The sequence below is a fragment of the Escherichia sp. MAL-1 genome (genome assembly GCF_052948035.1).
In genome coordinates this window covers 1,253,197-1,268,434 of the sequence record NZ_CM129609.1, presented here as the reverse complement: position 1 = coordinate 1,268,434, position 15,238 = coordinate 1,253,197, and the positions used below count along the sequence as shown (strand labels likewise).

9 protein-coding genes, 1 tRNA gene, 3 rRNA genes and 1 other annotated feature are annotated in these 15,238 nt (G+C 51.1%); of the genes, 4 read left to right on the top strand and 9 right to left on the bottom strand.

The genetic code is table 11. The features are described from left to right. Positions 1 to 58: 58 nt before the first annotated feature. From rrf to rluD, 7 genes are all read right to left on the bottom strand, one after another. A 5S ribosomal RNA gene (gene rrf / locus ACU8XX_RS06235) occupies positions 59 to 174 on the bottom strand. A gap of 94 nt (positions 175 to 268) precedes the next feature. After that, positions 269 to 3,172, bottom strand: a 23S ribosomal RNA gene (locus ACU8XX_RS06230). Positions 3,173 to 3,365: 193 nt separating this feature from the next. Next, positions 3,366 to 3,441, bottom strand: a tRNA-Glu gene (locus ACU8XX_RS06225). A 171-nt stretch (positions 3,442 to 3,612) separates the two neighbouring features. Continuing rightward, positions 3,613 to 5,154, bottom strand: a 16S ribosomal RNA gene (locus ACU8XX_RS06220). Together the 16S, 23S and 5S rRNA genes with 1 tRNA gene alongside form the textbook arrangement of a ribosomal RNA operon. 443 nt (positions 5,155 to 5,597) lie before the next feature. Beyond that, positions 5,598 to 8,171: an ATP-dependent chaperone ClpB gene (clpB, locus tag ACU8XX_RS06215; RefSeq protein WP_001235102.1), complete on the bottom strand. Its 2,574-nt coding sequence runs from the start codon at positions 8,169 to 8,171 to the stop codon at positions 5,598 to 5,600. A 129-nt stretch (positions 8,172 to 8,300) separates the two neighbouring features. Next, entirely contained in the window at positions 8,301 to 9,032 is a 732-nt protein-coding gene (yfiH, locus tag ACU8XX_RS06210) for a purine nucleoside phosphorylase YfiH (protein WP_000040129.1), read from the bottom strand. Continuing rightward, positions 9,029 to 10,009 (bottom strand): 23S rRNA pseudouridine(1911/1915/1917) synthase RluD, encoded by a 981-nt coding sequence (gene rluD / locus ACU8XX_RS06205; protein ID WP_000079100.1) that lies wholly within the window; start codon positions 10,007 to 10,009, stop codon positions 9,029 to 9,031. Before rluD ends, yfiH begins: the two co-directional genes overlap by 4 nt. A gap of 134 nt (positions 10,010 to 10,143) precedes the next feature. Between rluD and bamD the strand changes: the two genes are divergently transcribed. The 4 genes from bamD (at position 10,144) to pheA (ending at position 12,902) form a co-directional block, all read left to right on the top strand. Continuing rightward, the gene (gene bamD, locus ACU8XX_RS06200; protein WP_000197686.1) at positions 10,144 to 10,881 is read left to right on the top strand and encodes an outer membrane protein assembly factor BamD; all 738 of its coding nucleotides are present in this window, start codon (positions 10,144 to 10,146) and stop codon (positions 10,879 to 10,881) included. A gap of 270 nt (positions 10,882 to 11,151) precedes the next feature. Further along, positions 11,152 to 11,493, top strand: coding sequence for a ribosome-associated translation inhibitor RaiA (gene raiA / locus ACU8XX_RS06195; protein WP_000178456.1), 342 nt, complete (start codon positions 11,152 to 11,154; stop codon positions 11,491 to 11,493). A 102-nt stretch (positions 11,494 to 11,595) separates the two neighbouring features. Beyond that, positions 11,596 to 11,720, top strand: a sequence feature (Phe leader region). After that, positions 11,597 to 11,644 carry a pheA operon leader peptide PheL gene (pheL, locus tag ACU8XX_RS06190; protein WP_001386991.1) on the top strand — a complete coding sequence of 16 codons (48 nt, stop codon included), beginning with the start codon at positions 11,597 to 11,599 and terminating at the stop codon, positions 11,642 to 11,644. It overlaps the preceding feature by 48 nt. A 21-nt stretch (positions 11,721 to 11,741) precedes the next feature. Then, complete coding sequence (gene pheA / locus ACU8XX_RS06185; RefSeq protein WP_000200120.1) at positions 11,742 to 12,902, top strand: bifunctional chorismate mutase/prephenate dehydratase; 1,161 nt, start codon at positions 11,742 to 11,744, stop codon at positions 12,900 to 12,902. Positions 12,903 to 12,944: 42 nt separating this feature from the next. Here the strand turns inward: pheA and tyrA are convergent, their stop codons facing one another. Continuing rightward, positions 12,945 to 14,066, bottom strand: a complete 1,122-nt coding sequence (tyrA, locus tag ACU8XX_RS06180; protein WP_000225221.1) for a bifunctional chorismate mutase/prephenate dehydrogenase — start codon at positions 14,064 to 14,066, stop codon at positions 12,945 to 12,947. Between the two features lie 10 nt (positions 14,067 to 14,076). Then, positions 14,077 to 15,147, bottom strand: a complete 1,071-nt coding sequence (gene aroF / locus ACU8XX_RS06175) for a 3-deoxy-7-phosphoheptulonate synthase AroF (protein WP_001168045.1) — start codon at positions 15,145 to 15,147, stop codon at positions 14,077 to 14,079. Positions 15,148 to 15,238: the final 91 nt, after the last annotated feature.

The following is a 15,238-nucleotide window of genomic DNA, read 5'->3' as shown; positions in this document are numbered from 1 at the left end:
ATTTTTTTCACCAACGCAAAAAGGCCATCCTGACGGATGGCCTTTCGCTTGATTTGATGCCTGGCAGTTCCCTACTCTCGCATGGGGAGACCCCACACTACCATCGGCGCTACGGCGTTTCACTTCTGAGTTCGGCATGGGGTCAGGTGGGACCACCGCGCTAAGGCCGCCAGGCAAATTCTGTTTTATCAGACCGCTTCTGCGTTCTGATTTAATCTGTATCAGGCTGAAAATCTTCTCTCATCCGCCAAAACATCTTCGGCGTTGTAAGGTTAAGCCTCACGGTTCATTAGTACCGGTTAGCTCAACGCATCGCTGCGCTTACACACCCGGCCTATCAACGTCGTCGTCTTCAACGTTCCTTCAGGACTCTCAAGGAGTCAGGGAGAACTCATCTCGGGGCAAGTTTCGTGCTTAGATGCTTTCAGCACTTATCTCTTCCGCATTTAGCTACCGGGCAGTGCCATTGGCATGACAACCCGAACACCAGTGATGCGTCCACTCCGGTCCTCTCGTACTAGGAGCAGCCCCCCTCAGTTCTCCAGCGCCCACGGCAGATAGGGACCGAACTGTCTCACGACGTTCTAAACCCAGCTCGCGTACCACTTTAAATGGCGAACAGCCATACCCTTGGGACCTACTTCAGCCCCAGGATGTGATGAGCCGACATCGAGGTGCCAAACACCGCCGTCGATATGAACTCTTGGGCGGTATCAGCCTGTTATCCCCGGAGTACCTTTTATCCGTTGAGCGATGGCCCTTCCATTCAGAACCACCGGATCACTATGACCTGCTTTCGCACCTGCTCGCGCCGTCACGCTCGCAGTCAAGCTGGCTTATGCCATTGCACTAACCTCCTGATGTCCGACCAGGATTAGCCAACCTTCGTGCTCCTCCGTTACTCTTTAGGAGGAGACCGCCCCAGTCAAACTACCCACCAGACACTGTCCGCAACCCCGATTAGGGGTCAACGTTAGAACATCAAACATTAAAGGGTGGTATTTCAAGGTCGGCTCCATGCAGACTGGCGTCCACACTTCAAAGCCTCCCACCTATCCTACACATCAAGGCTCAATGTTCAGTGTCAAGCTATAGTAAAGGTTCACGGGGTCTTTCCGTCTTGCCGCGGGTACACTGCATCTTCACAGCGAGTTCAATTTCACTGAGTCTCGGGTGGAGACAGCCTGGCCATCATTACGCCATTCGTGCAGGTCGGAACTTACCCGACAAGGAATTTCGCTACCTTAGGACCGTTATAGTTACGGCCGCCGTTTACCGGGGCTTCGATCAAGAGCTTCGCTTGCGCTGACCCCATCAATTAACCTTCCGGCACCGGGCAGGCGTCACACCGTATACGTCCACTTTCGTGTTTGCACAGTGCTGTGTTTTTAATAAACAGTTGCAGCCAGCTGGTATCTTCGACTGATTTCAGCTCCACGAGCAAGTCGCTTCACCTACATATCAGCGTGCCTTCTCCCGAAGTTACGGCACCATTTTGCCTAGTTCCTTCACCCGAGTTCTCTCAAGCGCCTTGGTATTCTCTACCTGACCACCTGTGTCGGTTTGGGGTACGATTTGATGTTACCTGATGCTTAGAGGCTTTTCCTGGAAGCAGGGCATTTGTTGCTTCAGCACCGTAGTGCCTCGTCATCACGCCTCAGCCTTGATTTTCCGGATTTGCCTGGAAAACCAGCCTACACGCTTAAACCGGGACAACCGTCGCCCGGCCAACATAGCCTTCTCCGTCCCCCCTTCGCAGTAACACCAAGTACAGGAATATTAACCTGTTTCCCATCGACTACGCCTTTCGGCCTCGCCTTAGGGGTCGACTCACCCTGCCCCGATTAACGTTGGACAGGAACCCTTGGTCTTCCGGCGAGCGGGCTTTTCACCCGCTTTATCGTTACTTATGTCAGCATTCGCACTTCTGATACCTCCAGCATGCCTCACAGCACACCTTCGCAGGCTTACAGAACGCTCCCCTACCCAACAACGCATCAGCGTCGCTGCCGCAGCTTCGGTGCATGGTTTAGCCCCGTTACATCTTCCGCGCAGGCCGACTCGACCAGTGAGCTATTACGCTTTCTTTAAATGATGGCTGCTTCTAAGCCAACATCCTGGCTGTCTGGGCCTTCCCACATCGTTTCCCACTTAACCATGACTTTGGGACCTTAGCTGGCGGTCTGGGTTGTTTCCCTCTTCACGACGGACGTTAGCACCCGCCGTGTGTCTCCCGTGATAACATTCTCCGGTATTCGCAGTTTGCATCGGGTTGGTAAGTCGGGATGACCCCCTTGCCGAAACAGTGCTCTACCCCCGGAGATGAATTCACGAGGCGCTACCTAAATAGCTTTCGGGGAGAACCAGCTATCTCCCGGTTTGATTGGCCTTTCACCCCCAGCCACAAGTCATCCGCTAATTTTTCAACATTAGTCGGTTCGGTCCTCCAGTTAGTGTTACCCAACCTTCAACCTGCCCATGGCTAGATCACCGGGTTTCGGGTCTATACCCTGCAACTTAACGCCCAGTTAAGACTCGGTTTCCCTTCGGCTCCCCTATTCGGTTAACCTTGCTACAGAATATAAGTCGCTGACCCATTATACAAAAGGTACGCAGTCACACGCCGAAGCGTGCTCCCACTGCTTGTACGTACACGGTTTCAGGTTCTTTTTCACTCCCCTCGCCGGGGTTCTTTTCGCCTTTCCCTCACGGTACTGGTTCACTATCGGTCAGTCAGGAGTATTTAGCCTTGGAGGATGGTCCCCCCATATTCAGACAGGATACCACGTGTCCCGCCCTACTCATCGAGCTCACAGCATGTGCATTTTTGTGTACGGGGCTGTCACCCTGTATCGCGCGCCTTTCCAGACGCTTCCACTAACACACACACTGATTCAGGCTCTGGGCTGCTCCCCGTTCGCTCGCCGCTACTGGGGGAATCTCGGTTGATTTCTTTTCCTCGGGGTACTTAGATGTTTCAGTTCCCCCGGTTCGCCTCATTAACCTATGGATTCAGTTAATGATAGTGTGTCGAAACACACTGGGTTTCCCCATTCGGAAATCGCCGGTTATAACGGTTCATATCACCTTACCGACGCTTATCGCAGATTAGCACGTCCTTCATCGCCTCTGACTGCCAGGGCATCCACCGTGTACGCTTAGTCGCTTAACCTCACAACCCGAAGATGTTTCTTTCGATTCATCATCGTGTTGCGAAAATTTGAGAGACTCACGAACAACTTTCGTTGTTCAGTGTTTCAATTTTCAGCTTGATCCAGATTTTTAAAGAGCAAATATCTCAAACATCACCCGAAGATGAGTTTTGAGATATTAAGGCAGGTGACTTTCACTCACAAACCAGCAAGTGGCGTCCCCTAGGGGATTCGAACCCCTGTTACCGCCGTGAAAGGGCGGTGTCCTGGGCCTCTAGACGAAGGGGACACGAAAATTGCTTATCACGCGTTGCGTGATATTTTCGTGTAGGGTGAGCTTTCATTAATAGAAAGCGAACGGCCTTATTCTCTTCAGCCTCACTCCCAACGCGTAAACGCCTTGCTATTCACTTTTCATCAGACAATCTGTGTGAGCACTTCAAAGAACGCTTCTTTAAGGTAAGGAGGTGATCCAACCGCAGGTTCCCCTACGGTTACCTTGTTACGACTTCACCCCAGTCATGAATCACAAAGTGGTAAGCGCCCTCCCGAAGGTTAAGCTACCTACTTCTTTTGCAACCCACTCCCATGGTGTGACGGGCGGTGTGTACAAGGCCCGGGAACGTATTCACCGTGGCATTCTGATCCACGATTACTAGCGATTCCGACTTCATGGAGTCGAGTTGCAGACTCCAATCCGGACTACGACGCACTTTATGAGGTCCGCTTGCTCTCGCGAGGTCGCTTCTCTTTGTATGCGCCATTGTAGCACGTGTGTAGCCCTGGTCGTAAGGGCCATGATGACTTGACGTCATCCCCACCTTCCTCCAGTTTATCACTGGCAGTCTCCTTTGAGTTCCCGGCCGGACCGCTGGCAACAAAGGATAAGGGTTGCGCTCGTTGCGGGACTTAACCCAACATTTCACAACACGAGCTGACGACAGCCATGCAGCACCTGTCTCACAGTTCCCGAAGGCACCAATCCATCTCTGGAAAGTTCTGTGGATGTCAAGACCAGGTAAGGTTCTTCGCGTTGCATCGAATTAAACCACATGCTCCACCGCTTGTGCGGGCCCCCGTCAATTCATTTGAGTTTTAACCTTGCGGCCGTACTCCCCAGGCGGTCGACTTAACGCGTTAGCTCCGGAAGCCACGCCTCAAGGGCACAACCTCCAAGTCGACATCGTTTACGGCGTGGACTACCAGGGTATCTAATCCTGTTTGCTCCCCACGCTTTCGCACCTGAGCGTCAGTCTTCGTCCAGGGGGCCGCCTTCGCCACCGGTATTCCTCCAGATCTCTACGCATTTCACCGCTACACCTGGAATTCTACCCCCCTCTACGAGACTCAAGCTTGCCAGTATCAGATGCAGTTCCCAGGTTGAGCCCGGGGATTTCACATCTGACTTAACAAACCGCCTGCGTGCGCTTTACGCCCAGTAATTCCGATTAACGCTTGCACCCTCCGTATTACCGCGGCTGCTGGCACGGAGTTAGCCGGTGCTTCTTCTGCGGGTAACGTCAATGAGCAAAGGTATTAACTTTACTCCCTTCCTCCCCGCTGAAAGTACTTTACAACCCGAAGGCCTTCTTCATACACGCGGCATGGCTGCATCAGGCTTGCGCCCATTGTGCAATATTCCCCACTGCTGCCTCCCGTAGGAGTCTGGACCGTGTCTCAGTTCCAGTGTGGCTGGTCATCCTCTCAGACCAGCTAGGGATCGTCGCCTAGGTGAGCCGTTACCCCACCTACTAGCTAATCCCATCTGGGCACATCCGATGGCAAGAGGCCCGAAGGTCCCCCTCTTTGGTCTTGCGACGTTATGCGGTATTAGCTACCGTTTCCAGTAGTTATCCCCCTCCATCAGGCAGTTTCCCAGACATTACTCACCCGTCCGCCACTCGTCAGCGAAACAGCAAGCTGTTTCCTGTTACCGTTCGACTTGCATGTGTTAGGCCTGCCGCCAGCGTTCAATCTGAGCCATGATCAAACTCTTCAATTTAAAAGTTTGACGCTCAAAGAATTAAACTTCGTAATGAATTACGTGTTCACTCTTGAGACTTGGTATTCATTTTTCGTCTTGCGACGTTAAGAATCCGTATCTTCGAGTGCCCACACAGATTGTCTGATAAATTGTTAAAGAGCAGTGCCGCTTCGCTTTTTCTCAGCGGCGCGGGGTGTGCATAATACGCTTTCCCGCTACAGAGTCAAGCATTTATTTTTGCTTTCTCTGCCGGAATTCTCAGGAGAACCCCGCTGACCCGGCGGCGTGTTTGCCGTTGTTCCGTGTCAGTGGTGGCGCATTATAGGGAGTTATTCCGGCCTGACAAGCGAAAAATATAAAAACTTTATCGTTCGCTCATTTTTCAGGCAAAACATCTTAAATATAGTCTTTTCCGTCTAACTTATAGACAAAAACGAGCCCCGAAGGGCTCGTTTTATCATTTACTGGACGGCGACAATCCGGTCTTCATTAACTTCCAGGCGAATCACTTTACCCGGAACCAATTCACCAGACAGTATTTGCTGTGCCAGCGGGTTTTCGATCTGCTGCTGGATAGCACGTTTCAAAGGACGTGCACCATAGACTGGATCGTAACCGTTCTCGCTCAGCAGTTTCAGCGCCTCGTCAGAAATGTGGATTTCATAACCACGTTCTTCCAGACGTTTGTACAGACGTTTCAACTGAATCTGCGCAATCGAGGCAATGTGCTGTTCACCCAGCGGATGGAAGACCACCACTTCATCAATACGGTTAATGAATTCCGGACGGAAGTTATGGCTTACCACACCGAGCACCAGCTCTTTCATGTGCGCATAATCCAGTTCACCGAAGCGTTCCTGAATCAAATCGGAACCGAGGTTAGAGGTCATAATGACAACCGTATTACGGAAGTCGACCGTTCTCCCCTGCCCGTCAGTCAGACGACCATCATCCAGTACCTGCAACAGAATGTTGAAGACATCCGGATGCGCTTTTTCCACTTCATCCAGCAGGATGACGGAATACGGACGACGACGCACAGCTTCGGTCAGGTAGCCACCTTCTTCATAACCGACATATCCCGGAGGCGCACCAACCAAACGAGACACCGAGTGTTTCTCCATAAACTCGGACATATCTATACGGACCATCGCCTCGTCGCTATCAAACATAAAGTTCGCCAGCGCCTTACAAAGCTCTGTTTTCCCCACACCCGTTGGGCCGAGGAACAGGAATGAACCAATCGGGCGATTTGGATCCGCCAACCCCGCACGGCTACGGCGAATAGCGTTAGATACCGCATCAACCGCTTCGTTCTGACCAATGACGCGATGGTGCAGTTCTTGCTCCATACGCAGCAGTTTTTCGCGCTCGCTTTCCATCATGCGAGAAACCGGAATCCCCGTCCAACGCGCCAGCACTTCAGCAATTTCGGCGTCGGTCACTTTATTACGCAACAGACGCATAGTTTTGCCTTCGAGCTGCGTTGCGGCTTCCAGTTGCTTTTCCAGTTCCGGGATTTTGCCGTATTGCAGTTCAGACATCCGCGCCAGGTCCCCCACACGGCGAGCCTGTTCAATAGCGATTTTCGCCTGTTCCAGTTCCGCTTTAATGGTCTGCGTACCAGAAAGCGATGCCTTCTCTGCTTTCCACTCTTCTTCTAACTCGGAGTACTGACGTTCTTTGTCGCTCAGTTCTTCGTTGAGCATATCCAGGCGTTTTTTACTGGCTTCATCAGACTCTTTCATTAACGCCTGTTGTTCCAGTTTGAGCTGGATGATACGACGATCGAGTCGGTCGAGTTCTTCTGGTTTTGAGTCAATCTGCATACGAATGCTGGATGCTGCTTCATCGATCAGGTCGATGGCTTTATCCGGCAGCTGACGGTCAGCAATGTAGCGATGAGACAACGTCGCCGCTGCAACAATTGCCGGGTCAGTAATTTGCACATGGTGGTGCAATTCGTAACGTTCTTTCAGGCCACGCAGAATCGCAATGGTATCTTCAACAGAAGGCTCGGCAACAAACACTTTCTGGAAACGACGTTCCAGCGCAGCATCTTTTTCGATGTACTGGCGATATTCGTCAAGCGTCGTGGCACCTACGCAGTGCAATTCACCACGCGCCAGCGCCGGTTTCAGCATGTTTCCGGCGTCCATTGCGCCATCGGCTTTACCCGCGCCGACCATGGTATGTAATTCGTCGATAAACAGGATGACGTTGCCTTCCTGTTTGGCAAGATCGTTAAGCACGCCTTTTAAACGTTCTTCAAACTCACCGCGATATTTCGCCCCAGCCACCAGCGCGCCCATATCCAGCGCCAGTACCCGGCGGCCTTTCAACCCTTCCGGCACTTCGCCGTTGATAATACGCTGCGCCAGACCTTCAACGATGGCAGTTTTACCGACGCCGGGTTCACCAATCAGTACCGGGTTATTTTTAGTACGACGTTGCAGCACCTGAATGGTACGGCGAATTTCTTCATCACGACCAATCACCGGATCGAGTTTGCCCTGTTCGGCTCGTTCGGTAAGGTCGATGGTATATTTTTTCAAAGCCTGACGTTGGTCTTCAGCACCTTGATCGTTCACGCTTTCACCTCCACGCATTTGTTCAATCGCTTGAGTAATGTTGGCGGTGGTCGCCCCTGCTGCTTTCAGGATGTCGGCCAGCGTGCCGCGAGACTCAAGTGCCGCCAGAACGAACAGTTCTGACGAGATAAAGTTATCACCACGTTTTTGCGCCAGCTTGTCGCAAAGATTAAGAACGCGCACCAGATCCTGTGATGGCTGGACATCACCACCAGTACCTTCAACCTGCGGTAAACGATTTAATGCCTGATTGATATCTGTGCGCAACTGGCCAGCATTTATGCCAGCTGATGTTAACAAAGGACTAACCGAACCCCCTTCCTGATTCAGCAGGGCGCTCATTAAATGAAGTGGTTCGATGAATTGGTTGTCGTGCCCGAGTGCAAGTGATTGGGCATCGGCAAGAGCAAGCTGGAATTTATTAGTAAGACGATCCAGACGCATAACTCCTCCCATAACGGATCAAAGTTGCTACTGGAGATTAAATGAGGTCATCCCTCAATTATTCAAGGTTATTGACCAGATTAATGTGAAAAGAAAATCACGCGTACCGGATCGTCTTGATTCTTTAGGTTATATCAGCCAAATGAAACTTGCCATACGCCCGGTGGTCTTGTCGCGACGATAAGAGAAGAAAGTCTCATTTTCCGTATATGTACAACGGTCGCCGCCGAAAATTTGTTCAACACCAACGCTCGCCAGACGCTGCCGGGCAAGCAGATAAATATCCGCCAGATACTTATCACCATGCTGAATGAAAGCTGTACTCGCTTTGGCGTCTGCTGCCATAAACGCCTCGCGAACCTCCGCCCCCACTTCGAACGCGCGTGGACCAATTGCCGGCCCTAACCAGGCGAGAATATTTTCCGGATTATCAGCAAAACAGGAAACTGTCTCTTCCAGCACGCCTGCGCACAGTCCACGCCAGCCAGCATGAGCGGCGGCGACTTCCGTTCCCGCTCGATTGCAAAACAGCACAGGGAGGCAGTCGGCAGTCATCACTGCGCAAACCGTGCCAGGCGTATTGCTATAAGAGGCATCTGCTCGTTTTGAGGCATAAGGTTCGCCAGTAAGCTTAAGCACATCTTTGCCGTGTACCTGCTCAAGCCAGACCGGTTTAGAAGGCAAATTGCCCGCAGCAAAAAGTCGCTTGCGATTCTCCTCAACGTGATCCGGGTTATCGCCACAATGGGCACCGAGGTTGAGCGAGTCATACGGGGGCAAGCTCACGCCGCCGATACGAGTAGAGCTACAAGCCGCAACACCCTTTGGCAGCGGCCACTGCGGGACAATCAGCTTACTCATAACCAGTCCACTTCATCCTTATGTTCTTCGAAATCGGCGCGCATCACCTCAATCAGCTCCACCATATCTTGTGGAATAGGCGCATGCCATTCCATTTCGATGCCGGAGATCGGGTGATAAAGACGCAGCATGGTTGCATGTAGCGCCTGGCGGTCAAACTTACGCAGCGTGGAGATAAATGCTTCCGAAGCACCTTTTGGCGGACGCGGACGGCCACCATAAACCGGATCGCCCACCAGCGGATGAGTGATATGGGCCATATGCACGCGGATCTGGTGCGTACGTCCAGTTTCCAGACGCAACCGCAGACGCGTGTGCACACGGAAGTGTTCCATGATGCGATAGTGAGTCACCGCTGGTTTGCCCATCGGATGCACCGCCATATGGGTACGTTTGGTCGGGTGGCGACTGATTGGCTCGTCCACCGTGCCACCTGCGGTCATATGACCAATCGCCACCGCTTCATACTCACGAGTAATTTCACGCCGTTGCAAAGATTCGACTAAACGCGTCTGAGCCGGAACGGTTTTTGCCACAACCATCAGGCCAGTGGTGTCTTTATCCAGACGATGGACGATGCCCGCACGCGGTACATCGGCAATGGGTGGATAGTAATGAAGCAACGCATTCAGTACCGTGCCATCCGGGTTACCCGCGCCAGGATGTACCACCAGGTCGCGCGGTTTATTAATGATAATAATGTCTTCATCTTCATAGACGATATCCAGCGGGATATCCTGCGGTTCAAAACGCGCTTCTTCTTCAATCTCAGCGTTGATGGCAACCTGCTCGCCACCCAATACTTTTTCTTTCGGCTTATCACAAACTTTGCCGTTAACCAGCACTCGCTGGTCGAGGATCCATTCTTTTATTCGCGAACGTGAATAATCCGGGAACATTTCGGCCAAAGCCTGATCTAAGCGTTGACCGAGTTGGTTTTCGGACACCGTTGCAGTGAGCTGTACTCGTTGTGCCATATATACTGCTTCTTCGTTTATCGTTGGGGTTTTACGGCTTTGCCGTTTAATATAGTGTGCTATTGTAGCTGGTCTTAACCGGGAGCAGGAACAGAGAATCTCCCGTATTACATTTTGAGGAAAGTCAAAACGTCATGACGCGCATGAAATATCTGGTGGCAGCCGCCACACTAAGCCTGTTTTTGGCGGGTTGCTCGGGGTCAAAGGAAGAAGTACCTGATAATCCGCCAAATGAAATTTACGCGACTGCACAACAAAAGCTGCAGGACGGTAACTGGAGACAGGCAATAACGCAACTGGAAGCGTTAGATAATCGCTATCCGTTTGGTCCGTATTCGCAGCAGGTGCAGCTGGATCTCATCTACGCCTACTATAAAAACGCCGATTTGCCGTTAGCACAGGCTGCCATCGATCGTTTTATTCGCCTTAACCCGACCCATCCGAATATCGATTATGTCATGTACATGCGTGGCCTGACCAATATGGCGCTGGATGACAGTGCGCTGCAAGGGTTCTTTGGCGTCGATCGTAGCGATCGCGATCCTCAACATGCACGAGCTGCGTTTAGTGACTTTTCCAAACTGGTGCGCGGCTATCCGAACAGTCAGTACACCACCGATGCCACCAAACGTCTGGTATTCCTGAAAGATCGTCTGGCGAAATATGAATACTCCGTGGCCGAGTACTATACAGAACGTGGCGCATGGGTTGCCGTCGTTAACCGCGTAGAAGGCATGTTGCGCGACTACCCGGATACCCAGGCTACGCGTGATGCGCTGCCGCTGATGGAAAATGCATACCGTCAGATGCAGATGAATGCGCAAGCTGAAAAAGTAGCGAAAATCATCGCCGCAAACAGCAGCAATACATAACAGAAACCTGAAACACAAAACGGCAGCCCTTGAGCTGCCGTTTTTTTATTCTGTCAGTTGTGAAACTGAAGCGATTTAGTCGCTATCGATCTCATCAAATATGGCTCGCTTTGAGATATTCCTCAAGTAAAAAAACACCTCTTCCTGCGATTTCTCACAAAAAAGATTCGTTGACAAAAAGTGACAAAATTATGAGATTTTCATCACACATTTTGACATCAGGAACGGTATGCTGAATTCACCAAGACGGGAAGACAAGAGGTAAAATTTATGACAATGAACATTACCAGCAAACAAATGGAAATTACTCCGGCCATCCGCCAACATGTCGCAGACCGTCTCGCCAAACTGGAAAAATGGCAAACACATCTGATTAATCCACATATCATTCTGTCCAAAGAGCCACAAGGGTTTGTTGCTGACGCCACAATCAATACACCTAACGGCGTTCTGGTTGCCAGTGGTAAACATGAAGATATGTACACCGCAATTAACGAATTGATCAACAAGCTGGAACGGCAGCTCAATAAACTGCAGCACAAAGGCGAAGCACGTCGTGCCGCAACATCGGTGAAAGACGCCAACTTCGTCGAAGAAGTTGAAGAAGAGTAGTCCTTTATATTGAGTGTATCGCCAACGCGCCTTCGGGCGCGTTTTTTGTTGACAGCGTGAAAACAGTACGGGTACTGTACTAAAGTCACTTAAGGAAACAAACATGAAACACACACCGTTTTTCTTCGCATTCTTTTTTACCTTCCCCTGAAAGGGAGGCGTTTCGTCGTGTGAAACAGAATGCGAAGACGAACAATAAGGCCTCCCAAATCGGGGGCCTTTTTTATTGATAACAAAAAGGCAACACTATGACATCGGAAAACCCGTTACTGGCGCTGCGAGAGAAAATCAGCGCGCTGGATGAAAAATTATTAGCATTACTCGCAGAGCGGCGCGAACTGGCCGTCGAGGTGGGAAAAGCCAAACTGCTCTCGCATCGCCCGGTACGTGATATTGATCGTGAACGCGATTTACTGGAAAGATTAATTACGCTCGGTAAAGCGCACCATCTGGACGCCCATTACATTACTCGCCTGTTCCAGCTCATCATTGAAGATTCCGTATTAACTCAGCAGGCTTTGCTCCAACAACATCTCAATAAAATTAATCCGCACTCAGCACGCATCGCTTTTCTCGGCCCCAAAGGCTCCTATTCACATCTTGCCGCTCGTCAGTACGCTGCCCGTCACTTTGAGCAATTCATTGAAAGTGGCTGCGCCAAATTTGCCGATATTTTTAATCAGGTGGAAACCGGCCAGGCCGACTATGCCGTCGTACCGATTGAAAATACCAGCTCCGGTGCCATAAACGACGTTTACGATCTGCTGCAACATACCAGCTTGTCGATTGTTGGCGAGATGACGTTAACTATCGACCATTGTTTGTTGGTCTCCGGCACTACTGATTTATCCACCATCAATACGGTCTACAGCCATCCGCAGCCATTCCAGCAATGCAGCAAATTCCTTAATCGTTATCCGCACTGGAAGATTGAATATACCGAAAGTACGTCTGCGGCAATGGAAAAGGTTGCACAGGCAAAATCACCGCATGTTGCTGCGTTGGGAAGCGAAGCTGGCGGCACTTTGTACGGTTTGCAGGTACTGGAGCGTATTGAAGCAAATCAGCGACAAAACTTCACCCGATTTGTGGTGTTGGCGCGTAAAGCCATTAACGTGTCTGATCAGGTTCCGGCGAAAACCACGTTGTTAATGGCGACCGGGCAACAAGCCGGTGCGCTGGTTGAAGCGTTGCTGGTACTGCGCAACCACAATCTGATTATGACCCGTCTGGAATCACGCCCGATTCACGGTAATCCATGGGAAGAGATGTTCTATCTGGATATTCAGGCCAATCTTGAATCAGCGGAAATGCAAAAAGCATTGAAAGAGTTAGGGGAAATTACCCGTTCAATGAAGGTATTGGGCTGTTACCCAAGTGAGAACGTAGTGCCTGTTGATCCAACCTGATGAAAAGGTGCCGGATGATGTGAATCATCCGGCACTGGATTATTACTGGCGGTTGTCATTCGCCTGACGCAATAACACGCGGCTTTCACTCTGAAAACGCTGTGCGTAATCGCCGAACCAGTGCTCCACCTTGCGGAAACTGTCAATAAACGCCTGCTTATCGCCCTGCTCCAGCAACTCAATCGCCTCGCCGAAACGCTTATAGTAACGTTTGATTAACGCCAGATTACGCTCTGACGACATAATAATGTCGGCATAAAGCTGCGGATCCTGAGCAAACAGTCGCCCGACCATCGCCAGCTCAAGGCGGTAAATCGGCGAAGAGAGCGCCAGAAGTTGCTCAAGCTGAACATTTTCTTCTGCCAGATGCAGCCCATAAGCAAAAGTAGCAAAGTGGCGCAGAGCCTGAATAAACGCCATATTCTGATCGTGCTCGACAGCGCTAATACGATGCAGCCGAGCGCCCCAGACCTGAATTTGCTCCAGAAACCATTGGTATGCTTCCGGCTTACGTCCATCACACCAGACCACAACTTGCTTTGCCAGGCTACCGCTGTCCGGGCCGAACATCGGGTGTAACCCCAGTACCGGGCCATCGTGCGCCGCCAGCATGGCCTGTAATGGTCCATTTTTCACTGATGCCAGATCAACCAGAATACAATCTTTCGGTAAAGGCGGTAATTTGCCGATAACTTGCTCAGTAACGTGGATTGGCACACTAACAATCACCATTCCGGCATCGGCAACAATATCAGCCGCTCGATCCCAGTCATGTTGCTCCAGAATCCGCACCTGATAACCCGATAGTGTCAGCATCTTCTCGAACAGGCGTCCCATCTGACCGCCACCGCCGACGATAACCACCGGACGCAGTGACGGACAAAGTGTTTTAAATCCTTTGTCGTTTTCACTGGAGTAAGATTCACGCATCACCCGACGCAAAACATCCTCAATCAGATCTGGCGGTACACCCAGAGCTTCCGCCTCTGCGCGCCGCGAGGCCAACATAGATGCCTCGCGCTCCGGAACATAAATAGGCAGTCCAAAGCGGCTTTTCACCTCGCCCACTTCAGCAACCAGTTCCAGACGCTTCGCTAATAAATTCAGCAGCGCTTTATCGACTTCATCAATTTGATCGCGTAATGCGGTCAATTCAGCAACCATAATAAACCTCTTAAGCCACGCGAGCCGTCAGCTGCCCGTTCAGATCCTGATGAATTTCACGCAGCAAGGCATCGGTCATTTCCCAGCTAATGCAGGCATCGGTTACGGATACACCGTATTTCATTTCACTGCGCGGTTGCTCGGAAGACTGATTGCCCTCGTGGATATTACTTTCGATCATCAGACCAATAATTGAGCGATTGCCATCTTTGATTTGAGCAACCACGGATTCTGCCACCGCAGGCTGACGGCGATAATCTTTATTGGAATTACCGTGGCTGCAATCTACCATCAGAGACGGGCGCAGTCCCGCCTGTTCCATCTCTTTTTCACATTGCGCAACATCCGCAGGGCTATAGTTCGGCGCTTTACCACCGCGCAGGATCACATGGCCGTCCGGATTCCCCTGAGTTTGTAGCAACGCAACCTGCCCTGCCTGGTTAATGCCAACAAAACGGTGCGGCTGGGCGGCGGCGCGCATAGCGTTAATTGCTGTTGCCAGACTGCCGTCGGTGCCGTTTTTAAAACCAACCGGCATGGAAAGCCCGGAGGCCATTTCACGGTGAGTTTGCGATTCCGTTGTACGAGCACCAATTGCTGACCAGCTAAACAGATCGCCCAGGTATTGCGGGCTATTCGGATCTAACGCTTCCGTCGCCAGTGGCAGTCCCATATTCACCAGCTCAAGCAGCAATTTACGCGCGATCTGCAGCCCGGCTTCTACATCAAAAGAGCCATCCATATGGGGATCGTTAATTAACCCTTTCCAGCCGACAGTGGTACGGGGTTTTTCAAAATAGACGCGCATTACCAGATAGAGGCTATCGCTGACCTCTGCGGCAAGGGCTTTAAATCGACGAGCATATTCCAGAGCAGTTTCCGGATCATGAATGGAACAAGGACCACATACTACCAGCAGACGAGGATCGCGCCCGGCGATAATATCTGAAATGGTTTTACGCGAGTCAGCAATCTGGGCTTCTTGTTGCAGGCTCAATGGAAAAGCGGCCTTCAGTTGTTCCGGAGTCATTAAAACCTGTTCGTCGGTAATATGTACGTTATTCAGCGCGTCTTTTTGCATGATGGCGATCCTGTTTATGCTCGTTTGCGATAGTTGATCCTCAGCGAGGATGACGTAACGATAACACATAAAGTAAAGTTTTCAATCCATA